General features: G+C 67.4%; 16 protein-coding genes. 4 read left to right on the top strand and 12 right to left on the bottom strand.

The window, feature by feature from the left end:
- Positions 1 to 101: 101 nt before the first annotated feature.
- The gene (locus ACFU5V_RS27950) at positions 102 to 1,418 is read right to left on the bottom strand and encodes an HNH endonuclease (RefSeq protein ID WP_378703160.1); all 1,317 of its coding nucleotides are present in this window, start codon (positions 1,416 to 1,418) and stop codon (positions 102 to 104) included.
- Positions 1,419 to 1,854: 436 nt separating this feature from the next.
- Here ACFU5V_RS27950 and ACFU5V_RS27955 point away from each other — a divergent pair, with 436 nt between their 5' ends.
- Positions 1,855 to 2,652 (top strand): hypothetical protein, encoded by a 798-nt coding sequence (locus ACFU5V_RS27955; protein WP_378703143.1) that lies wholly within the window; start codon positions 1,855 to 1,857, stop codon positions 2,650 to 2,652.
- A 198-nt stretch (positions 2,653 to 2,850) separates the two neighbouring features.
- Here the strand turns inward: ACFU5V_RS27955 and ACFU5V_RS27960 are convergent, their stop codons facing one another.
- The 4 genes from ACFU5V_RS27960 to ACFU5V_RS27975 form a co-directional block, all read right to left on the bottom strand.
- Complete coding sequence (locus ACFU5V_RS27960; protein ID WP_378703144.1) at positions 2,851 to 3,756, bottom strand: hypothetical protein; 906 nt, start codon at positions 3,754 to 3,756, stop codon at positions 2,851 to 2,853.
- A 316-nt stretch (positions 3,757 to 4,072) separates the two neighbouring features.
- The gene (locus tag ACFU5V_RS27965) at positions 4,073 to 5,431 is read right to left on the bottom strand and encodes an MFS transporter (RefSeq protein ID WP_378703145.1); all 1,359 of its coding nucleotides are present in this window, start codon (positions 5,429 to 5,431) and stop codon (positions 4,073 to 4,075) included.
- Between the two features lie 50 nt (positions 5,432 to 5,481).
- Complete coding sequence (locus tag ACFU5V_RS27970) at positions 5,482 to 5,868, bottom strand: carboxymuconolactone decarboxylase family protein (protein ID WP_072946305.1); 387 nt, start codon at positions 5,866 to 5,868, stop codon at positions 5,482 to 5,484.
- 152 nt (positions 5,869 to 6,020) lie between these two features.
- The gene (locus ACFU5V_RS27975) at positions 6,021 to 7,025 is read right to left on the bottom strand and encodes an AraC family transcriptional regulator ligand-binding domain-containing protein (protein ID WP_378703146.1); all 1,005 of its coding nucleotides are present in this window, start codon (positions 7,023 to 7,025) and stop codon (positions 6,021 to 6,023) included.
- A 160-nt stretch (positions 7,026 to 7,185) separates the two neighbouring features.
- Between ACFU5V_RS27975 and ACFU5V_RS27980 the strand changes: the two genes are divergently transcribed.
- A complete protein-coding gene (locus tag ACFU5V_RS27980; protein ID WP_072943797.1) occupies positions 7,186 to 8,238 on the top strand; it encodes a 3-keto-5-aminohexanoate cleavage protein in 1,053 nt (350 codons plus the stop codon).
- Between the two features lie 18 nt (positions 8,239 to 8,256).
- Here the strand turns inward: ACFU5V_RS27980 and ACFU5V_RS27985 are convergent, their stop codons facing one another.
- Together ACFU5V_RS27985 and ACFU5V_RS27990 are read right to left on the bottom strand one after the other, a co-directional pair.
- Complete coding sequence (locus ACFU5V_RS27985; RefSeq protein WP_378703147.1) at positions 8,257 to 9,093, bottom strand: class I SAM-dependent methyltransferase; 837 nt, start codon at positions 9,091 to 9,093, stop codon at positions 8,257 to 8,259.
- A gap of 103 nt (positions 9,094 to 9,196) precedes the next feature.
- Positions 9,197 to 11,899, bottom strand: coding sequence for an AAA family ATPase (locus ACFU5V_RS27990; protein ID WP_378703148.1), 2,703 nt, complete (start codon positions 11,897 to 11,899; stop codon positions 9,197 to 9,199).
- 122 nt (positions 11,900 to 12,021) lie between these two features.
- Between ACFU5V_RS27990 and ACFU5V_RS27995 the strand changes: the two genes are divergently transcribed.
- On the top strand, positions 12,022 to 13,953 hold the full coding sequence (locus ACFU5V_RS27995) for a 2-oxoacid:acceptor oxidoreductase subunit alpha (RefSeq protein ID WP_378703149.1): 1,932 nt from the start codon (positions 12,022 to 12,024) through the stop codon (positions 13,951 to 13,953).
- Positions 13,954 to 13,958: 5 nt separating this feature from the next.
- Entirely contained in the window at positions 13,959 to 15,026 is a 1,068-nt protein-coding gene (locus ACFU5V_RS28000) for a 2-oxoacid:ferredoxin oxidoreductase subunit beta (protein WP_378703150.1), read from the top strand.
- On the opposite strand, the gene ACFU5V_RS28005 is transcribed toward ACFU5V_RS28000, so the two are convergent.
- From ACFU5V_RS28005 to benA, 5 genes are read right to left on the bottom strand one after another with little or no spacing between them, the layout of a single operon-like run.
- Positions 15,002 to 16,354 carry an MFS transporter gene (locus tag ACFU5V_RS28005; RefSeq protein WP_378703151.1) on the bottom strand — a complete coding sequence of 451 codons (1,353 nt, stop codon included), beginning with the start codon at positions 16,352 to 16,354 and terminating at the stop codon, positions 15,002 to 15,004. The two genes, ACFU5V_RS28000 and ACFU5V_RS28005, sit on opposite strands and share 25 nt — an antisense overlap.
- 60 nt (positions 16,355 to 16,414) lie before the next feature.
- Positions 16,415 to 17,209: a 1,6-dihydroxycyclohexa-2,4-diene-1-carboxylate dehydrogenase gene (locus ACFU5V_RS28010; protein ID WP_378703152.1), complete on the bottom strand. Its 795-nt coding sequence runs from the start codon at positions 17,207 to 17,209 to the stop codon at positions 16,415 to 16,417.
- A complete protein-coding gene (gene benC, locus ACFU5V_RS28015; RefSeq protein WP_378703153.1) occupies positions 17,206 to 18,753 on the bottom strand; it encodes a benzoate 1,2-dioxygenase electron transfer component BenC in 1,548 nt (515 codons plus the stop codon). Before benC ends, ACFU5V_RS28010 begins: the two co-directional genes overlap by 4 nt.
- Positions 18,754 to 18,788: 35 nt before the next feature.
- Positions 18,789 to 19,298 carry a benzoate 1,2-dioxygenase small subunit gene (gene benB, locus ACFU5V_RS28020; RefSeq protein ID WP_378703154.1) on the bottom strand — a complete coding sequence of 170 codons (510 nt, stop codon included), beginning with the start codon at positions 19,296 to 19,298 and terminating at the stop codon, positions 18,789 to 18,791.
- Between the two features lie 14 nt (positions 19,299 to 19,312).
- Positions 19,313 to 20,689, bottom strand: a complete 1,377-nt coding sequence (gene benA, locus ACFU5V_RS28025) for a benzoate 1,2-dioxygenase large subunit (protein WP_378703155.1) — start codon at positions 20,687 to 20,689, stop codon at positions 19,313 to 19,315.
- Positions 20,690 to 21,004 lie beyond the last annotated feature (315 nt).

A 21,004-nucleotide genomic window follows, 5' to 3' on the forward strand; every position in this document is an offset into this window, starting at 1 on the left:
ATTGATGCTGTCCATGGTCTCAAGCGTGGCACTTGTGAAGCGTTCACGAAGCTGATTCGGCAAGTCCCGGCGGTCGGTGTCGTCCAGGCGTGATGGCACCGTCACGACGCACGTACGTTCGCGATGAGCACCGTCTCGACCTCCGATTGCCGCGCGGCGGCCGGGAGTGGTGGTGCCGCAGATCGGTAGTGGTGCCCGGTCGGGGTGCCGAGGTCGACGAGGTGGGTGCGGCCGGGGCGGCATATCGGGCGGGCCGTCCAACCGTCGCCTTCTTTCGCGTAGTTGCAGGCCTCGCAGAGCCCGGACCCGTTGCGCACACTGGTCTCACCAGACCTCCGCCGTGAGCGGATGTGATCGTGATGTCGGATCGGCGCATCACACCACGGGGTGCGGCACGTCTGATCCCGCAGATCGATCAGCTTTCGCAGGCTTTTCGGGAACGTTCGAGATTGCGATTCCATCGCCGTCAACGACCCCGACTGCGGGCACGAATACACGCGCTGCAACGACGCCTCGGTGTCACGGTCGAGGGCGTCCGCCACCAGCTGTCGCGCGATCCCGGCCGGCACCGGCCCGAACCCCTGAAGCTGCGCCGCCTCGTGACCGCCTGCCAGCAGCGTCTCGTCCGAGAGCACCAGGTTCACCGTCACCGGCACACCCGACGCCACCGATGATCCGGTGCCGCGTTCGAACAACAGGTCCACCATCAGCTGATTGCGGGTGCGGCCACCACTCTCGCCGGTCGCGATGAGACTGTCCGCATCCCGACCCAGCGTGGCCTGCAAGCAGACCGCCTGCTCCACCGGCATCAGCGCACTCAGATAGGCCATCGAATCCGGGGCAGGTCGTGTCGTGACCCGACGCTCGGACACGGCCTTGCGATGTCGCCGGACGACCGCGGCGGCGTCGAGTTCGACCGCCAGGGCTTTGGCCCGTGCGATCAGGCCGCGGTCGCCGACTCCGTCGAGTGTGGCTGGGTCCGAACACAACCGGCGATCCACGACGGCCCGATCGGCCGCGGACAGGCAGGCCGTCTCCCGCACGAGTAGGGTGGCGCGCCATTCGTTCAGCCGCCCGGTCTGCAGCATGGCCAACGTATGGGGCATTTCGTGCACCAGCGCTTGCGCGAACCCCAGATGCCGCCCGCCGCGGTTTGGAGACTCCCTGCGCGCCAGCGCAATCTGCGACCCGATACCCCGACTCCACTCGGATCGCGGAAATTGCCGAGCCCTGCGGTCCGCACGGATACTCGTCGCGACATCGTCGGTGATCACCGCCTGCACCGCAGACCCGACCGATTTCAACGTCTCGATCGCATCGAGCAGGTCGATGCCCAACCCCGGATCCCCACTCGCCGCTTCGGCGCATTGCAGTCGCGCCGTGAATGCGCGCAATTCCTCGAGAAGCATTGCCCCCACAATCAACCTCCCCCAAGGTAATTCGATTATATGTTCGATATTAGCTGAACGCGCGTGGCGAGGCAATATCCGAATCACAGGTGCTGCCCACGCGGAGGGGCCGGTGCTGGCCGTCAGCCCACGCGGATGCCCTTGTCGGCGAGGAATTGGCGGGGTTTACCCAGTCGACGGTCGGAGTAGAAGGCTTTCCATTGCAGGACCAGGTCCGGAATGCTGCCCACACCTTGGCCGCTGTGGCGGCACTCTGCGCCGCGGGCTTCCACGTCCGGCGGGGTGCATCCGTTTGCCGAGGAACAGGTCCGCACCGTCGCCGACTCCTTGGTGTACGTGCTCGCCGATGGGGGGTGTTGCCGACCCGAGTGAGGTGCTGGGGAAGATGTCGGTGGAGTAGGACACACTCCTCACGGACAGGCGAAGAAGGGGAAGAGGACGACTGATGGCTCTGCATCTTCCGAAGCCGCGTACCACGAAGTTGCCGCAGGAGGTGGTCGGTCTCGACGGTCTCGAGGTCTCGGTCGCGACTGCGGCGACCAGAGGTGTGGAGAAGTCGAAGCATGTCGAGCATGGGGGACTGGCAGGACTGACCAGCAAGGTCTCCGTCCAGCAACTGTGCGCGGAGCTCGGCAATGAGGGCCTGCGCCAGGCGGCGATCGATGCCGACCGCACACCGCCGTCGGACGGCACGTTGCGCCGGTGGGCTCAAATTGGCCGCATCCCGCACGCCGACGTCGTCGAGCGTGCGCAACGGCGTGCGGCGATCGAGCGCCTCGGTGGCATCGATGCCGTTGCCGCCAGGATCGGGCGGTCCCGCTCCGCCGTCTCCCGATACCGGTCCGGGGAAACAAAGGAGTTGCGTGCCGATGCCGGCAAGAAACTCGAGAACATCAAGGCCCAGGACATCATGAAGCGCGCCGGCGTATTGCGCCCGGACGGAACACCGAAGAGGGCGATCATCCGGGTCACGGGCGGGGTCACGGTCCGCAACGGTGCCGACGAGGGATACGACTACCGGGTCCGCACCCTAGATTTTGCGAACTCCGATACACCGTTCGGCTGCGACGAATCCCGCGAACTCGCCGCCGCTCTGGTGGGCGATGATCACGCCCGGGTCGTTGCACTGCTCGAACGGCACGCCACCCTCTGCTACCCAGAGAACAAGGGCTTCGACACGTACAGCGAGCAGTTCGGATTCCACTTCGACCACATCGACTCCGTCCACATCGACTGGATCTGACTACCAGCGGATTTGGCCGCGCGCGGTCCAGTTCGTCGCGGCGTTGACGCCCTCGGTCAGGGGGTGTTCGGCCCGCGCAGGGCGTAGCCGAGTTTGTGTAGGGCCCTGCGGAACTTCGGTTCGTGTTCGACGGGGACCGCGAGGTGAGTGCGCGGTCGCGGGTGATGAGCGCAGCGGGTGCGGCATCGGTGCATTCGATCACCCGGGCGTGGCCGTGGTCGGTGAGCTGGGTGGCTCGGCGGGTGACGTCGTCGATGACGGTCCGCAGCGTGCCGGGCAGCTCAGGGCGGTGAGCCGGATCGCCTGCAGTCCGTCATACCTGCTCAGCGCGTCCAGGTCGTCACCGCCCCAGTTGGCGTGGAAGTCCGACCGTGCGCCGGTGGGGTGGAGGTGGTCGAGGTCGAGCAGGCCCAGCGTGCCGGCGTACTCGAACAGCACCGCCATCGTGTAGCGGCCCTCGAGGATCTCCCACCGGTGGTAACCGTCGTAGCCGAGACTGCCGTACTGCGGGTCGACGAGATAGAGCTTCCACAGCGCGCGCTCGCTGCGTGCGACGTTGGGGCTCATGCCTTTCCGTCGCATTGCCGTGAACAGTGAATCCATCCCGATCCACTCTCCAGGTGGGCAGCTTGCCAAAGCCGCAGCGACGGTCTGCCGGCGGGTCCGGGCGGAGGTGAGGACGTTGTGTGCGCGCTGACCCTTGATCTGTTCGATTCGGCTGAACTCGTCGATCACCGCGTGGGTGAGCCAGCGCCGCCACAGTGGGGAGATGGCCTCGGCCGTCGGCCGACGCAGGGCGGTACGGCCCTTTGGGGTCAGCCGCAGGCGCCCGCTCTCGATCGTGGCGAGCCCACCGGCCTGGATGGTCAGGGGCCACGCGAACGACGCGATCGGGTCGTCGAGGTAGAAGTGGCCGTGCGCGAGCGTTGAGCCCACGGCAGCGACCGTCGCCGCGGAGGGGCGGTGCGTCTCCTCGCTGCACCGCAATTCACCGGCCGCGCAGAGGTTCAGCACCGTGTGCAGATTCGACATGGCCTCCTGTTCGGTCATTCGTATCCGGTGTTCCCCGGTCGCGCTCGGGGGTGCGGTGTCGCCGGTGTTCATGCTCGTGTCCTCACCTATCTCAGCCAGTGGCGGTATGCCTCGGTCCACTCGGCACCGTCGGGTGGCGGTGCCGGCAACGGTAGGTCGAGGTTCTCGTCGAGCATGGTGTAGAAGCCGGTGACGCATTCGCTGTCGTTGTAGCAGTCGATCGTCGCCTCCGCCCTGAGTTGGTGCGGGTCGAACCGCTCGCTCGATCACCCCGCGATCGCCGACGCGGCGAAGGCCCTCCAGCGCATCGTCGAGGTGTACGACAACTCGGCAAGTCCCGGCGGCGGCTGCTACCGGGACTTGCCGAGTTGATGTGGTCCGGCGAAACCTAGACCTTGGCCGCGGCGGCGGCGCTCTGCGCCGTGAGCTTCGCGAGTCCGGCGGGGTATGTCCGCTTGCCGAGGAACAGGGCGATGATCGCCAGCACGTACACCAGCGGTGCCAGTTGCAGTGCGCCGAGCAGGCCGAGGCGGTCGGCGAGGATGCCGATGACGAAGGGGCCGGTGGCCAGGCCGAGGACGTTGTTGGTCACGGTCAGGCTGCCGAGGGCCGAGGCCCGCACCGACTGGTGGGTCAATCCCGCCACCATGGCGGCGGTGGGGCCGGACGAGCCGGCGGCGAAGAAGGCGCCGATGCCCAGCAGAATCAGCTGGTACGCACCGGTTTCCAGCTGGAATGCGATTCCGAGCGAGGCCAGCGAGATCGTGCAGTAGGTGATCGCGCTGGTCCACTTCGCGGCCGCGTTGCTGCGGCCGACCCGGTCTGTGATCATGCCGCAGACGATCATGCCGAGGGCGATCAGCAACACGAACCCCGACGCGACGGTGCCGGCCTTGTCCGGGGCCATGCCGTAGTAGCGGTTGAAGTAGCTCGGGGCCCAGGCGAGCAGCACGGCCGCGTTGAACATCTGCAGTCCGCCGCCGAGGTAGGCGCACCACACGGTCGGGTTGGTGAACAGTGTCGACACCGGCACGCGGATCGCGGGTTCGTCGGGGCGGGCGGATTCGGCGGTGTCGTCGGTCGCGGCGTGCTCGGCGAGGCGGCGTTCGGTGACAATCGTGCGGAATGCCAGGACCAGGATGAGTCCGAGGACCGCCATCGCGGCGAACGACCAGCGCCAGCTCAGGTGCACGGCGATGACGGCGCCGAGCGAGACGCCGACGACCGAGCCGAAGGAACCGCCGGCCATGAACGCGCCGCTGAGTGTGGAGTGGACGCGTGGCGCGAAGACGCTGAGAACCACGGCGATTCCGACACTTCCGTACGCGGCCTCGCCGACACCGACGAGGAAGCGCGCGGCGAGCATCTGCTCGTAGCTGGAGGCGATCGCGCACAGCAGGGTCGCGACACTCCACAGCGTGGCCATCAGCACCAGGGACTTCACGCGCCCCCATCGGTCGGCCAGCAGGGACAGCGGGAGGGTGAGCAGCCCGACCATCAGCGCGACGATACTGGTGAGGGATGCGAGCTGGGAATCCGTCAGTGCCCAGTCGGCCTTCAGGAACGGGAAGACCGCACTGAGAACCTGGCGGGACATGTAGTCGGACAGCAGCAGCGCGAACGCGAGGGCGAAAACGAGCCAGGGGTAGAACGAGGAGCGTCGGGTGCGGCGGTCGGCGGTCGGCACGGAACTCGACGGGGCGGCGACTGCGATCTCGAGTTCGGACGTGGTGGGATTCGGTCCCATGGATGCTCCTGAGGGTGCGGATGGAGAGGGAGAGAGTGTGGGAGCGGCGTTCAGTGTGCCGGGCGCCGGGACTCGTACGCGTCGAGTTCCTCCGCGAGGATCGGCACACCGAGATTGCAGGCGTGGATCCCGAGGACGCTGACCATCTCGAGGACGGTGAGGATCTCCTCCTTGGACACGCCGAGTTCGAGTGCGGCCCGGATGTGCCTGCGCACTCCCGGCGCGTACATGTGGGTGGCGGCGGCATCGATGGCAATGCTGAGCAGTTCGACGAACTCGGGCGTGAACACCCCACGCTGCACAGGAGTGGCGTTCATGGCCATGAACTGCTCGGTCCACTCCGGATCCCACTGGGACAAGGTGTCCCACAGAGGATTCCAGCTCCCGGCACTCTTCATTCGGTCGAGTGTCGGGGTGGGTATCGGCTCAGCGGTCATGGCGGCTCGTTTCACGGAGAACGAATCGGGTGTGACGCGGGCTACGGCCCGACCCGATAGTGGCCTGCATCACGCTACGTGGCGTGTGGGTCGATTAATTGCCTCTACGGGACGGAATTCTTTGCATTTCGGGACATCGGTCGCACGGCCACCTATCCGGTGGTGTGTTTGCGCCACTCGCGAGGACTCATGCCGAACTGCTGATGGAACCACCGGGAGAAACTGCTCGGCGTCGAGAAGGCGAGCATCTCGGAGATTTCCGTCAACGAGTAACGCCGCCCGGTGACCATGCGTTTCGCGAGTTCGGCGCGGGTGGAGTCGAGGACCGAGGTGAAGGTCTCTCCCGATTTCGCGAGGTGCCGATGCACCGTCCGGCGGTCGACGCCGAGGCTGCGGGCGACCTGCTCGATCGAGCAGCGCCCGCTCGGCAGCAGCAGTTCGACGAGTTCGCGCACCCGATTGGTGAGGGTCGGTTCCTCCGGTGTGGTGAGCGTGTCGAGGATCTGTTGCGCATAGGACCGCAGCAGCGGGTCGGACAATCTGTTCGGCTCGTCCAGATCTCCCGTGTAGACCAGGATTCCGGAGTACTCGCCGTCGAAGTGGAGTGGCGCGCCGAAGACCTGCCGGTGCGTGGAGTCGTCGGCCGGTCGTCCGTGTTCGAAGCTGACGGACACCGGATGCCACCGCTCGCCCAGCAGTTGCCGCAACAGCTGGTGGGTCACCGCGACCGCCAGTTCGACGGACTGCCGGACCGGCACGGGTTCGCCGGGGTCGAAGCTGATGCGGATCGTCGCCAGGCCGTCGCGCTCGGACAGCCGGATGTGCAGCGCCTCGTTGTACGTGTGCTGGAAGCGGATCAGCATCCGGAGTGCGCTTCGCGCGTCGGGCTCGTCCCGGATGCCGACGCTCAGTGGGCCGAGGGTGGACAGGCGCCGCCGCTCGGCCAGCTTCAGCGCGAAGTCCTGGCGACCCGACGTCGCCGCGGACAACTCCAGCAGACGGGCGACCGACGACGCGGGCACCCAGCGGTCCTGCAGGTCCAGCCCGGCCGGGTCGAGTCCGACGCTCGTCAGCAGCGTCACCGGGTCGAGCGACAGTGTGCGGCTCAGTTCGACGAAGCCGGTCAGCGCGGCATACCGGGCGAGGGGCTTGGCCATTCGCGTCACCTTCCGTCGCAGGCGTCCCCTCGGCCGGGTGTCCCGAACGGGAAACAAATATGTCCCGTCAGGGTAAGTCTGGATCGCATCCCGTGGCTACCGTTGTGTCAGCTGAGTCACAGTCCCGCCGTCCGCAATCTTTCCGAAACGGAGAACACCCATGCATTTCCACGACGACGCCCTCTTCCCGGAGAACCAGGAGAAGCTGGTCATCACGTGTGCCCCGTACGGTCCGGAGTGGGAGCCGGACGACTTCCGCGAGGACCTGCCGTTGACGATGGACGAGCACGTGCAGAAGGCGGTGGACTGCTACGAGGCCGGCGCCACCGTGCTGCACATCCACGTCCGCGAACTCGACGGCAAGGGCTCCAAGCGGCTGTCGAAGTTCAACGAACTGCTCGCCGGACTGCGGCAGGCGGTGCCGGAGATGATCCTGCAGGTCGGCGGTTCCATCTCGTTCGCCCCCGAGGGTGAGGGCGCGGACGCGAAGTGGCTCTCCGACGACACCCGGCACATGCTCGCCGACCTCGATCCGGCACCGGATCAGGTGACGATCGCGATCAACACCTCGCAGATGAACATCATGGAGTTGATGACCGCCGACGACATCGCCGGCACCTCGATGCAGCGGCCCGAGCTGGCCGAGGCGTACCGGGAGATGACGGTCCCGGCCGGTCCGGCGTGGGTGGAGGAGCATCTGCGCCGGCTGCAGGCGGCCGGGATCCAGCCGCATTTCCAGCTGTCGAGCATCCCGCAGCTCGAGACGGTGGAGCGGTTGATCCGGCGTGGGGTGTACACCGGTCCGCTGAATCTGACCTGGGTCGGTATCGGTGGCGGTTTCGACGGCCCGAATCCGTACAACATCATGAATTTCGTGCAGCGGGTGCCGGACGGTGCGTGCCTGACCCTCGAGACGTTGATGCGCAGTGTGCTGCCGGTCAACGCGATGGCGATCGCGATGGGTCTGCATCCGCGGTGCGGGAACGAGGACACGATCTGGGGTCGTAAGGGCGAGAAGATGACGTCGGTCGCGCAGGTCGAGCAGTTGGTCCGGGTGGCCGGGGAGCTGGGCCGGGAGGTGGCCACCGGGAAGGAGGCCCGCGACATCTACCGGATCGGCCAAACCTACGCCGATGCCGACGAGACGCTCGCCAAGCTCGGTTACGCCCCGAACCGCCGTCCCGGCCAGGTGGGCTTCACCCAGCACGCCTGACCGGCGCGTGGTTGCTGCCTACCACTTCCGCGCGGTGAGCAGGAGGTACTCCCAGTTCATCACGGTACTGCCGGTGCCGTGATCGAAACGCCGCGCAAGGTCGGCGAGTTCGTGGTCCAGCTGGGCCACCCGGGCGGGGTCGTCGGCGATGTGCTGATACACCGCGATGGTCGGGCCGTAGCGGGTCTTGAAGTAGTCGCGGAAGTCTTCGGGGGTCCGGAACTGATCGATGCGGACGGTGTGCCGGGTTGCCACGACGTCGGTCACCCGATGGCCGAACAACGCCCGGACGTGGTCCTCGCGACCCCACAGCGGCGGCGGCTGCGCGCCGGGAGGGGGCGGGGGTGCGTACGGTTTCATCGTCGCGAACATCTGACCGATGAACCCCTCGGGGGTCCAGCTGAGCAGTCCGATCGTCCCGCCCGGCCTGCAGACACGGACGAGTTCGTCCGCGCTCTCCTGATGGTGCGGGGCGAACATGACACCGACACAGGACATCACGGTGTCGAATTCGTTGTCGGCGAACGGCATCGCCTCGGCGTCGGCTTCGCGCCACTCGACCTCGGCGCCGAGTTCGGCGGCCCGGCGGCGTCCGGCGTCGAACAGTTCCGGCGTGAGGTCACTGGCGACGACGCTCGCACCGGACAGCGCCGCGGGGATGGCGGCGTTGCCGGAGCCGGCCGCGACGTCGAGGACACGGTCACCGGGCCTGACCCGGCTCGCCCGGACCAGGGCGGGGCCGAGGCCGGCGATGATGTCGGTGGCCAGGGCGGGGTAGTCGCCGAGAGCCCACATGGCGCGGTGTTTGGTCTTCAGGTCGCGGTCGGCTCGTACTGCGTCGATCGTGTCATCCATCTCGGTACTCCGGTGGGTCGGCTGTTTCGGTCGTGATCCAGCCTGGCCGGTCGGCGGTACCCGGAACAGGCACCCTCGGGGTGGGTTCCCGCCACCCGGGACGTCACTCCTGGTCGCGGAACTGCGCCGCGAGTTCGCTGCGCGAGCGGATGCCGAGCTTCGCGTAGACGCGGGTCAGGTGGTATTGCACGGTCTTGACGGACAGGAACAGTTCGCCCGCGGCCTCCTTGTTGCTGGCTCCGCCGGCGACGAGTTCGGTTACCGCTCGTTCCTGCGGGGTCAGTTCCTCGAGCGTGAACCTGCTGCGTTTGACGTTGAGGCCGCCCGCCTTCAGTTCGCGGTCGCACCGCTGCACGTAGGAGGCGGCGCCGAGCGCGGAATACCCTTCCCGGGCGGCCTGCATGACGGCGTCGGCTTCGCGTCGTTTGCCTGCCCGGCGCAGGGTCTGGCCGTACGCGAAGTTCACCCGGGCGCGGTCGTAGGGGAGGGGCAGGGTGTCGAGTTGGGTCAGCGCATTCTCGAACACGTCCCTGGCGGTGTCGATGTCGCCGCGCGCACCGGCGATGCGACCGCGGGCGTAGCCGAGACGCGCCATCGCGGACCGGTGCCCGCGTTCCACAGCCCGTTCCTCGTGCGGGGTGAGGAAGGCGTCCGCGGCGTCGACGTGCCCGGCCATCACGAGCGCGTTCGCGTACACGTCGGGCCACTGCCAGAACCCGGGCTCGTCGACGCCCTCCCGGGGCTCCAGACGGGTGAGGGGCTCCAGCGCCCTGATGACGGCGGCGTAGTCGGCCTCCACTTCGGCGCACTGGGCGCGCGCCAGTGCGGACGGGATGAACATCATCGGGTAGTCGTGCGAACTCGCAGCGGCGAGGCGGAGATGCTCGTGGGCGGCGGGCCAGTTCCCGCGCAGCGCGTGCGTCTGCGCGCCGGTCCAGTGGACGAGGGGCCGGAGGAGGTCGAGCGTGGCGTCTTCGAGTTGGTGCGCGGCACGGTCGACGGTGGCGATGGCGCCGTTCCAATCCCCGAGGGCGAATTGTGTTCGCGCCAGCCAGGATTGCGCCCACAGTGAGATGCGGACCGAGCCCATCCGGAAGGCCGTGGGGACGGCGCTCTCGAGTTCCTGGCGCGCCGATTCGGGGTCGTCCAGCGCCAGGTCGAGCCAGCCCCGGGCCATGTCGAAACGCTGGGATTGGGCGCCGAGGGCGATCTTCGCGGACAACGTGTCGTAGGCGGCCCGCGCCTCCGCGATCCGGCCGGTGGCCGCGAGTCCGAGCCCCATGATCGCCGCGGATTCCACCGCCGACGGATCGGCCGAGTCTACGAGAGCGACTGCCCGGGAACCCCATTCGACGAGGTCCGGTCCGTGCCAGCGGGCCAGCGAGTCGAGGACGCGCCGCTGGCAGATCAAGGCGGCGGTGGCCGGATCGGTTTCCGGATCGCAGGCGGACCAGGACTGGGTGAGCAGCGCATCGGCCTCGGCGGGACGGCCGCGTTGGATCGCGAGGTACCCGAGCACGGCGTCGCGTAACGGGCTTTCCGGGAAACTTTCGATCTCTGGGGCGAAAGCCAGTGCGTGGGAGAGGTTTCCGGTGCCGAGGAGGGCATCGACGGCGCGAATCAGCCGCTGCTCGCGTTCCCCCCGGTCCGCGGTGAGGCGGCTCGACTTGATCAGTGCGTCCGCGACCGCCGACCACGCCCCGACCGTCGCCCTGCTCGCGGAGTAGCGGTCGAGTTCGTCCGCGAGCGCCGGGTCGGCGAACGGGGCGGCCGCGGCGCGGTGGTCCAGGCGCCTGCCCTCGTCCTCGACGATCCGCGCGGCGTGATCGTGCAGGTCGCGCAATCGGATCGGCCCGAGGCTGTGGTACACGGCGGCGCGGGTGAGCGGCGACGAAAAGGTCAGTACGGTCACGCCGCGGTGCTCACCGGCGGTGAGGAGGCCTGCCCGGTGAAGTTCGTCGAGCGCGCCCACCGGGTGTGCGATGCCGGCGAGTGCGGCGGCGTCGGCGAATTTCGGATCCCCGGCCAGGACTGCGGCCGCTTCGGCGAGCGCCCGGGCCTGCGGGGAGGCCTCCGACAGCAGCGACCGTACCTTCGCCGCGAACGTGTGCGGCACCGGGAGGACCGCCTGCCAGCGTCCCCACAGAACAGGATCGACCTCCTGGAGGAGTTGCGTGAGGTGCCGCGGGTTCCCGGCCGTGTGCTGGACCAGCTGGTGCGCGACCGGGGTGGGAAGGTCGACGTGCGCGAGGCTGCTCGCGAGGGCGCGAGCGTCGGACGCGTCGAGTGGGCGGACACGAACCCGATGGCGACTGTGCCGGTCGAGAACATCGAGGACGTCCGCGGGAACACCGTCGGGCGGATCCGGGTTCGTGACGAGGACGATCAGCCCCGGGCGGTCGAGTAGATGCACGGCGGAGGTCAGCGACTGCAGCGACACCAGATCTGCCCAGTGCGCGTCGTCGACCACGACGACGAACGGCGCGTCACCGGCGCGGGGAGCCACCGCCGTGACGAATTCACGGGCGACGTCGAGAGGTTCCTGCGACGTGACGGCCGTACCCAGGAGCTGCTCGGCGACTCCGAAGGGACGGCTCGACGCCCACGGGGCACACACCGCGGAGAACACGGGCACGTCGGAATGCGCGGCGAGGAAGTGTTCCACCAGAGTGGTCTTGCCGATGCCCGGCACGCCTTCGACGACCACGACGACGGGCGCACTCCGGGCGGTCTCGTGCAGGGCCGCCTCGAGTTCGGCGAGCTCGCGGGAACGTCCGACGAACTCGATAGTCCCTGGGTCACTCACGTCACTCACCGTATCGCGACGCGCTATTTCGGCGTCTTCCTGGCGAAAATTGGGAACGCTTGTAACGTGAGGTCAGAAGCTGCTGGTCAGAGCGAACACGAGTCGAAGGATTCGGTGAATTCATGACGGAGGCGAACTCCACGAAGCTGGAGCGGGTGGCGATCCGCTTTGCCGGAGATTCGGGCGACGGTATGCAGTTGACCGGCGACCGGTTCACGTCGGAGGCGGCGGCGTTCGGCAACGACCTCGCCACCCAGCCCAACTTCCCCGCCGAGATCCGGGCGCCGCAGGGCACGCTGCCCGGTGTGTCGTCGTTCCAGATCCAGATCGCGGACTACGACATTCTCACGGCCGGCGACCGCCCGGACGTCCTGGTCGCGATGAATCCGGCGGCGTTGAAGGCGAACGTGGCCGACCTGCCGCGCGGCGGCATGATCATCGTGAACACCGACGAGTTCACCAAACGGAATCTCGCGAAGGTCGGGTACGCCACGAGTCCGCTCGACGACGACTCCCTCGCGGACTACGTGGTGCATCCGGTGGCGATGTCGACGCTGACGTCGGGTGCGGTGGAACCGGCCGGGCTGAGCCGGAAGGACGCCGAGCGGGCGAAGAACATGTTCGCGCTCGGCCTGCTGTCCTGGATGTACAACCGCCCCACCCACGGCATCGAGCGGTTCCTGCAGGTCAAGTTCGCGGAGAAGCCGCAGATCGCGGAGGGCAACCTGCTCGCGTTCAAATCCGGGTGGAACTACGGGGAGACGACGGAGAGTTTCGCGACGACATACGAGGTGTCGGCGGCGACGCTCCCCCCGGCCACGTACCGCCAGGTCACCGGGAACACGGCCCTCGCCTACGGGGTGGTGACGGCGGGGCAGCTGGCGTCGCGGGACGTCTTCCTCGGCACCTATCCGATCACCCCGGCGTCGGACATCCTGCACGAGCTGAGCAAGCACCGGAATCTCGGCGTCACCACGTTCCAGGCGGAGGACGAGATCGCCGGGATCGGCGCGGCGCTGGGCGCGTCGATCGGCGGTGCGCTCGGGGTGACGAGCACATCCGGGCCCGGGCTGGCGCTCAAGAGCGAAGCGATCGGGCTGGCGGTGATGACGGAGGTTCCGTTGCTCGTCATCGACGTCCAGCGCGGCGGTCCGTCCACCGGTCTTCCGACGAAGACCGAGCAGTCGGATCTGTTGCAGGCGATGTACGGGCGCAACGGCGAATCGCCGGTGGCCGTGATCGCACCGTGCTCACCCGCGGACTGTTTCGGCGCGGCGATCGAGGCCGCGCGGATCGCATTCACGTACCGCACCCCGGTGCTGTTGCTGTCGGACGGTGCCATCGCGAACGGAAGCGAACCGTGGGCCGTCCCGGACGTATCCGCACTGGAGCGGATCGATCCCGGTGTCGACACGGCACCGCCGGTGGACGGCGAGTTCGCACCGTACGTCCGCGACCGGGAGACACTCGCGCGCGCCATGGCGGTGCCGGGAACTCCCGGGCTCGAACACCGCATCGGCGGTCTCGAGAAGGCCGACGGCAGCGGCGACATCTCCTACGATCCCGCCAACCACGACCTGATGGTCCGGTTGCGTCAGGCCAAGATCGACGGAATCACCGTTCCCGACGCCGTCGTCGACGACCCGTCGGGGGAGGCCGACCTGCTGCTCGTCGGGTGGGGCAGTTCGTACGGGCCCATCGGCGAGGCCTGCAGGCGTGCTCGCCGAGAGGGCAAGAAGGTTGCCCACGTGCACGTGCGCAACCTGAACCCGCTGCCCGCGAACCTCGGTGCGGTGCTGCGCGGTTACGGGACCGTCGTCGCCCCGGAGATGAATCTGGGGCAACTCGCGATGATCCTCCGCTCGCGGTTCCTCGTCGACGTGCAGTCGGTGACCAAAGTGAAGGGCCTCGCGTTCCTCGGCGACGAACTGCACGAGGTGATCGACTCCGCGCTGGCCGGGACGCTGCGGGAGCACGAACTCGCGAAGACGTCCGACGCGCTCGCGTCGGCGACCTATCGATCGACCGGACCCCGGCAGGAGGAGTCGGCGTGACGCGGATGATCAGTCGTGTTGGTGCGGATCTGGGACTGAGTGCCACGGCGCACGTACCCCGGACCGACGAACCGCAGAAGGCGAAGGACTTCACGTCGGACCAGGAGGTCCGCTGGTGTCCGGGGTGCGGAGACTACGTCATTCTCGCGACGATCCGAAGTTTCCTGCCCGAGTTGGGACTTCGACGCGAGAACCTGATGTTCGTCTCCGGTATCGGATGCTCGAGCCGGTTCCCGTACTACCTGGACACGTACGGACTGCACTCGATCCACGGCCGCGCGCCCGCCATCGCAACGGGTCTGGCGGTGACGCGCCCCGATCTGTCGGTGTGGGTGGTGACCGGCGACGGCGACGCACTGTCGATCGGCGGCAACCATCTCATCCACGCCCTGCGCCGGAACGTCAACCTGACGATCCTGCTGTTCAACAACAGGATCTACGGGCTGACGAAGGGCCAGTACTCGCCGACGTCGGAGGTCGGGAAGATCACCAAGTCGACGCCGCTGGGGTCGGTCGACCACCCGTTCAACACGCTGTCCCTGGCGCTGGGCGCCGAGGCGACGTTCGCGGCCCGCGCGATGGACTCGGACCGCAAGGGGCTGACGGAGGTGCTGCGGCAGGCGGCGGCCCACCGCGGCACGTCCTTCGTGGAGATCTACCAGGACTGCCCGATCTTCAACGACGGCTCGTTCGACGTCCTGCGCAAGGACGGTGCGGAGCAACGCCTGATCCCGCTGACCCACGGCGAGCCGATCGTGTTCGGCGGTTCAGGCGAATACTGCGTGGTCCGATCGGGTTTCGGTCTGAAGGTGGTCGCGACCGACGACGTCGACCGGGACGAGATCGTGGTGCACGACGCCCACACCGACGACCCCGACTACGCCTACGCTCTGTCGCGGCTGTCCGATCAGGATCTGACGCACACCGTGACGGGTGTGTTCCGCAGCGTCGCGCGGGACACGTACGACGACATGGTGCGTCTGCAGAACGAGATCGCCCGCGAGACGGACCCGGTCGACGACGGTTCGCTGCAGCGGTTGCTGACCGGTCACGACACCTGGACGGTGGAGTAGGACTCCTCGCTCGTGGTCGCAACCGCATCCCGTTGGCGCGGGACGAAGAACGTCACGATCCCGCCCAGGACGGCGATGCCCGCGAAGACGTAGAACGCCACCTGGCTGCTGATGCCGGCGCTGATCAGGGCGCCGCCGATCAGCGGGCCGAAGATGCCGCCCAGCCGGCCGAACCCGGCGCACCAGGCCACCCCGGCGCCGCGCGCGGACGTCGAGTAGTAGTTGGAGACGAATCCGTAGATCAGGACCTGGGTGCCGATGGTGCCGACTCCGGCGACGGCGACGGACGCGAGGAGCACCGGAAGCGGGAAGCCGAACGTCAGGAGGATCAGGGCCAGCGCGGCGAGACCGAACGTGGTGGCGACGACGCGTTGCGGTCCGATGCCGTCGGCGACCTTCGAGGCGATCAGGCCGCCGAGGATGGCGCCGCCGTTGAGGACGAGCAGGAACGACAGCGACCCCTTCGCGTTGAACCCGGCGTCCTCCATGATCTTCGGAAGCCACGTGTTGAGCCCGTAGGTGAGCAGCAGGCCGGAGAAGCTCATCAGGCCGAGAAGCGCAGTGCCCCAGGCGTAACGGCGCGTCGCGAGTGCCGCGAAGCCGACCTTCTCGACCGACGCCCGTTCCGCGGCGATCTCCTCGGCGCCGGGCATCGGGATGCCCGTCCGTTCGGAGACGCGACGGGCCTTGTCCTCCTGCCCGCGGGCGACGAGCCACTTCGGCGACTCCGGCAGTTTCGCCACCGCCAACGGAAGGAGGATCACGATGGGCAGTGCGCCGATCCAGAAGAGCCCGCGCCACCCGATCGTGTCGCGCAGGACGATCGCGAGGAGGGAGGCGAGCACACCGCCGGCGGGGACGCCGCTGTAGACGATCGCGTTGTACAGGTTCCGCTTTCCGGGAGGGGCGAACTCCGCCACCATCGCGCCCGCGGTGGCGACGAGGCCCCCGACGCCGATGCCGGTGAAGAACCGCAGCAGGCCGAACATGGTGACGTTCGTGGCCAGCGCGGCGAGCCCCATCCCGACGGAGAACCATGCGATGTTGACGAGCATCATCCGGCGCCTGCCGAGGTAGTCGCCGACCGCGCCCGCGGTGAGTGCGCCCACCATGACGCCGATCAGCGCGTACGAGCCCAGTGCGCCGGCCTGCTGGGCGGAGATCTCGCCGAGTTGGCCGGGATCGTTCATCAACGTCGGGAGGATGGTGCCGTACACGACGAGGTCGTAGCCGTCGAAGATGATCGCGATCGTCGCGATCGCGACGATCCAGGTGACGGCGCTTCGGTGCCTCGGACTTGCCCAGGTGCCGGGGGTGGATTGAGTCATGGTCATCTCCGCTCGGTGGTGTGACGGGGAACCGGGGTCGAGGCGCTCGAGACCGTGGGGCTAGCCGAGGTCGCCGCCGGCGACGGGCAGGACCGAGCCGGTGATGTACGAGGCCTCGTCCGAGGCGAGGAAGACGATCGCGGCGGCCTGCTCGTCGAGAGTGCCGTACCGCTTCATCAGGGACGAGTCGACCGTCTGGTCGACGATCTGCTGGTACCAGGCCTTTTCCTGATCGGTCTCCGCGCCGGGACCGCGGGGGACACGACGCGCCGGCGCTTCGGTGCCGCCGGGAGCGGTGGCCACCACGCGGATACCGTACTGCGCCGCTTCGAGCGCGAGGGAGGCGGTGAGGGCGTTGACCCCGCCCTTCGACGCCGCGTAGGGCACACGGTTGACACCCCGGGTGGCCACCGACGACACGTTGACGATGGTGCCCGACTGCTGCGCGATGAGGTGGGGGAGGACGGCACGGCACGTCCACAGGGTCGGGAACAGTGAGCGCTGCACCTCCGCCTGGATCTGCTCGGCGGTGTAGTGCTCGTACGGTTTGGCCCAGATGGTGCCGCCGACGTTGTTGATCAGCACGTCGAGCCGGCCGTGCTGCTGCCGCGCCTCGTCGATCGCCGCTTCGGCGTCGGCGAACTGCTCCAGGTCGGCGGTGATGCTGTGCGCCTCGGTGCCGTTCTCCCGCAATCCCTTCGCGACGTCGTGCACGAGGTCGGCGCGGTCGATCAGGATCAGCGACGCGCCCTCGGCCGCGAGTCGGGTCGCGACAGTCAGGCCGATGCCCTGCGCTGCGCCGGTGACGGTGACGACCTTGCCGTCGAATCTGTGCGGAGTGACGAATCCACTCATGCGACGGCACTCCTCTCGATGGCGCGGCACATGGTGGCCTTCGCGTGCGCGCTGTGGCTGACGATCAGGTCGTGGGCGGCGGCGCGGTCACCCTTCTCGAACGCGGCGACGATGTCGAGGTGGTCGTGCTGGATGTGCTCGTCCACCCAGTCCGCGGTGCGGAGCACCGTCGTCATCAGCTGGGTGACCTCGAGGCGGTTGTACGCCTCCAGCAGTACGTCGTTGGCGGTGCAGCGGAACAGGAACTCGTGGAACGAGGCGTTGGTGTCGGTGAACGCGCCCGCGTCCGTGAAGTGGTCGTTCTCGATCGATTGGCACGAGGTCTCGGCGAGGATCCGGTACTCGGACAGCTGTTCCCGCGTCATCCGGCCGATGGTCAGTTCCATCGCGCCGAGTTCGAGTGCCATGCGGGCGTCGAACTGCGCATCCGACTCGGACAGCGGCTGGTGTTCCTCGCCGATCTCGTACTCGGGAGCGGCCTCGACCATCTCGACGACCTCTGCTTCCGGCGCCGCGGCCGCCGCCGAGCCACCCGGTGTCGCCGCGTTGTTGAACTTCTCGAAGTAGAAGTTCGCCGGCGTGACACCCTTCGCCTTCAGGTGGTCGCGCACCGCCTCGACCATCGGAGGCGGGCCGCACAGGTACACGTCCACGTCGCCGTCGTTCAGGTGCGCGGGTTCGAACAGGCCGGTCACGTACCCCTTGTTCGGGGCACTGCTCGCCGGGTCGGACACGCAGTAGTCGAACGTGAACTGCGGCAGCGACTTCGTGTACTCCTCGAGCTTGTCCAGTTCCACCAGGTCCGCGTCGGACGACACACCGTAGATCAGGTGCACAGGGAGGGCGGCGGCGTCGGCACGCATCTTGTCGAGGATCGACAGCAGCGGGGCGAGCCCGGTGCCGCCGGCGAGCAGCAGGGCGCGGCGCTTCTGCTCGCGCAGGAAGAAGCTTCCCATCGGGCCGGTGAACTCGAGCGCGTCGCCGACCTGTGCGCGGTCGCGGAGGTACTCCGACATCAGGCCGCCGTCGGTGATCTTGACCAGGAACGACAGTTCCTTCGACGTGGGTCCGGTGCTGAACGAGTACGACCGCGTCGCGTCGGTTCCGGGAACGGTGATGTTCACGTACTGGCCGGGGAGAAAGACGAGGTCGTCCCGGTTCGCTATCTCGATCGTGAACCCGATGGTGGTGTCGGAGAACTTCCGGATCTCCGTGATCGTCGACGTGAACGTGCCCGCCGCTGTCTTGGCGACATCCGAGGTGGTCGGGATCTGCAGCACCAGATCGCTTTCCGGCATCATCTGGCACGGAAGGCAGTAACCCTGCTCCGCCTCGTCGTCGGTGAGCGCTTCCTCGATGTAGTCGCCGCCGTCGTACGTGCCGGACTCGCAGAGCGACTTGCAGGTGCCGCACGCCCCGTCTCGGCAGTCGAGAGGAATGTTGATGCGTGCGCGGTAGGACGCGTCGGCGACCGTCTCGTCGCCGTCACACTTGATGAAGCGGGTGATCCCGTCCTCGAAACTCAGTGCAACTTGGAAAGTCATGGAAAACAGCTCGATTCGCGAAGAATGGAAGGAGATCAGATGTGATAGATGTCGACCACGTGGTGGATGTAGTCGTTCTTGAGCACAACCTTCTTCTTCAGGATCAGAGGCTGCTCGCCGGAGAAGTCGATCGTGTAGAACGAATTTCCGAAGTACGTGTCGACCGTGTTGTACCGGAAATACAGGGTGAACCAGTTGAACCGGACGTCCACGACGTCGCCGCGGCGCTCGATCACCTCGACGTTCGAGATGTTGTGCCCGGTGCGCGGTTCCGGGAGGCTCGTCGCACTCGACCGGTCGGTCTTGATGCGGAACACCCGGTCCTCGATGCCGCCGCGGTTGGCGTAGTAGATCAGGGAGATCTCGGTCATCGGGTCGGTGGTCAGTTCACCGTCGTCGGCCCACGCCGGCATCCAGAACTCGGAGTCGGGGTGATAGCACTCGATCCACTCCTCGAACTCGCGGTCGTCGAGGTAGCGGGCCTCACGGTAGAGGAACTGCTCGATGTCGTGCTGGGTGACGGTGCTTTCGGCTACTGCAGTCATGGTGATCGTCTCCCTCAGCGGTTGTTCGCGGCAACGTCGGCGTCGAGCGCCTTGGTGAGCGCCTGCACCCAGTAGCCGTGCTGGATCGGGTAGAGGCCCTCGTCCTCGGTCTTCACACCACTGGAGATGGGGTTGATGCCGATCTTCTTGGCGTCCTCGTCGGGGCCCCGGAGCTGGTGGGTGACACCGCGGCTGAGGTCGTTGAACGGTGCGGCGCCGGCCTGGTACGTCTTCTGGCAGGAGCGGAACTCCTCGAGATCGTCCGGGGTGGCCATGCCGGTGGCGTTGAAGAAGTCCTCGTACTGGCGGATGCGGGCGGCGCGTGCCGACCGGCTCTCACCCTTGGGGGCGATGCAGTAGATGGTGACCTCCGTCTTGTCGACGGAGATCGGACGGAAATGCCGGATCTGCGAACCGAACTGGTCCATCAGGTACACGTTCGGGTACAGGCAGAGGTTGCGGGACACCCCGATCATCCAGTCGGCGCGGTCCTCGCCGTACTCGGCGACCAGTTCCTCGCGGCGCTCGTTGAGGGGACGGTTGGCGGGGTCGGCCCACTTGGTCCACAGCAGCAGGTGGCCGTTGTCGAACGAGTAGTAGCCGCCCTGCTGCTTCGACCACTTGCCGGCGTCCATCGCCTTCGTGGCGTTGGTGGACTCACCGGATTCGCGCCGCGACGTGGTCGCCGCGTAGTTCCAGTGGGTGGCGGACACGTGGTAGCCGTCGGCGCCGTTCTCTGTCTGCAGCTTCCAGTTGCCGTCGTAGGTGTACGTGGACGCACCCCGCAGCACCTCGAGTCCGTCGGGGGACTGGTCGACGATCATGTCGATGATCTTCGTGGTGTCCCCGAGGTGTTCCTCGAGCGGCGGGACGTCGGCGTTGAGGCTGCCGAACAGGAAACCGCGGTAGTTCTCGAACCGCGCGACCTTGGTGAGGTCGTGGGAGCCGTCCTTGTTGAACTGCTCCGGGTAGCCGGCCTCACGCGGGTCCTTGACCTTGAGGAGCTTGCCGGAATTGTTGAACGTCCAGCCGTGGAACGGGCAGGTGAACGTGGTCCGGTTGTCCGTCTTGCGCCGGCAGAGCATCGCGCCGCGGTGGCTGCACGCATTCACCAGGGCGTTGAGTTCGCCCTCCTTGTTGCGGGAGATCACGATCGGCTGGCGGCCCATGTACGTGGTGAAGTAGTCGCCGACGTTCGGGATCTGGCTCTCGTGGGCCAAGTAGATCCAGTTGCCCTCGAAGATGTGCTTCATCTCCAGTTCGAACAGGTCCTCGTCGGTGAAGACGCTTCGTCGCACCTGGTAGCGGCCGGTTTCCGAGTCTTCGATGAGTGCGTCGGCCAGCTTGGCGCGCACGTCCTCGGACGGCGCTGAGTACAGGGTTTCAGTCATGGGATCCTCCAAGATCTCCGGGGGCTTGCGCCCTGCGGGGGCGCCCGGGTCCGGCAATGGATTCCACTCTTGCAGCCTGTGCGCTGCATCACACTAGGCATTTGCCGAGTACTGACTAGGACGTGTTCGGCATGCGCACGCATGCCGCGATCGGACGGCAGGACCCCGGACACGCAGACGCACCCTTTCTCCGCGTCCGCACCCGAATTCCGTTTGTTGCCGTTTGTTGCCAGGGTGGTCGTGAGACACATCGTGGCAGGGGCGCGGGGAAGCGAGTGATGCATGATCGACATCGAGATCGGACGCACCCCGACC

The organism is Rhodococcus sp. NPDC057529 (assembly GCF_042802055.1).
Taxonomy (GTDB): Bacteria; Actinomycetota; Actinomycetes; order Mycobacteriales; family Mycobacteriaceae; genus Rhodococcus_F.

What these genes read in the sequence shown, in the direction of transcription:
- ACFU5V_RS27955 (WP_378703143.1), top strand. Translation starts at nt 1,855, where the DNA reads ATGGCTCTGCATCTTCCGAAGCCGCGTACCACGAAGTTGCCGCAGGAG.
- ACFU5V_RS27960 (WP_378703144.1), bottom strand. Translation starts at nt 3,756, where the DNA reads ATGAACACCGGCGACACCGCACCCCCGAGCGCGACCGGGGAACACCGG.
- ACFU5V_RS27965 (WP_378703145.1), bottom strand. Translation starts at nt 5,431, where the DNA reads ATGGGACCGAATCCCACCACGTCCGAACTCGAGATCGCAGTCGCCGCC.
- ACFU5V_RS27970 (WP_072946305.1), bottom strand. Translation starts at nt 5,868, where the DNA reads ATGACCGCTGAGCCGATACCCACCCCGACACTCGACCGAATGAAGAGT.
- ACFU5V_RS27975 (WP_378703146.1), bottom strand. Translation starts at nt 7,025, where the DNA reads ATGGCCAAGCCCCTCGCCCGGTATGCCGCGCTGACCGGCTTCGTCGAA.
- ACFU5V_RS27980 (WP_072943797.1), top strand. Translation starts at nt 7,186, where the DNA reads ATGCATTTCCACGACGACGCCCTCTTCCCGGAGAACCAGGAGAAGCTG.
- ACFU5V_RS27985 (WP_378703147.1), bottom strand. Translation starts at nt 9,093, where the DNA reads ATGGATGACACGATCGACGCAGTACGAGCCGACCGCGACCTGAAGACC.
- ACFU5V_RS27995 (WP_378703149.1), top strand. Translation starts at nt 12,022, where the DNA reads ATGACGGAGGCGAACTCCACGAAGCTGGAGCGGGTGGCGATCCGCTTT.
- ACFU5V_RS28000 (WP_378703150.1), top strand. Translation starts at nt 13,959, where the DNA reads ATGATCAGTCGTGTTGGTGCGGATCTGGGACTGAGTGCCACGGCGCAC.
- ACFU5V_RS28005 (WP_378703151.1), bottom strand. Translation starts at nt 16,354, where the DNA reads ATGACTCAATCCACCCCCGGCACCTGGGCAAGTCCGAGGCACCGAAGC.
- ACFU5V_RS28010 (WP_378703152.1), bottom strand. Translation starts at nt 17,209, where the DNA reads ATGAGTGGATTCGTCACTCCGCACAGATTCGACGGCAAGGTCGTCACC.
- benC (WP_378703153.1), bottom strand. Translation starts at nt 18,753, where the DNA reads ATGACTTTCCAAGTTGCACTGAGTTTCGAGGACGGGATCACCCGCTTC.
- benB (WP_378703154.1), bottom strand. Translation starts at nt 19,298, where the DNA reads ATGACTGCAGTAGCCGAAAGCACCGTCACCCAGCACGACATCGAGCAG.
- benA (WP_378703155.1), bottom strand. Translation starts at nt 20,689, where the DNA reads ATGACTGAAACCCTGTACTCAGCGCCGTCCGAGGACGTGCGCGCCAAG.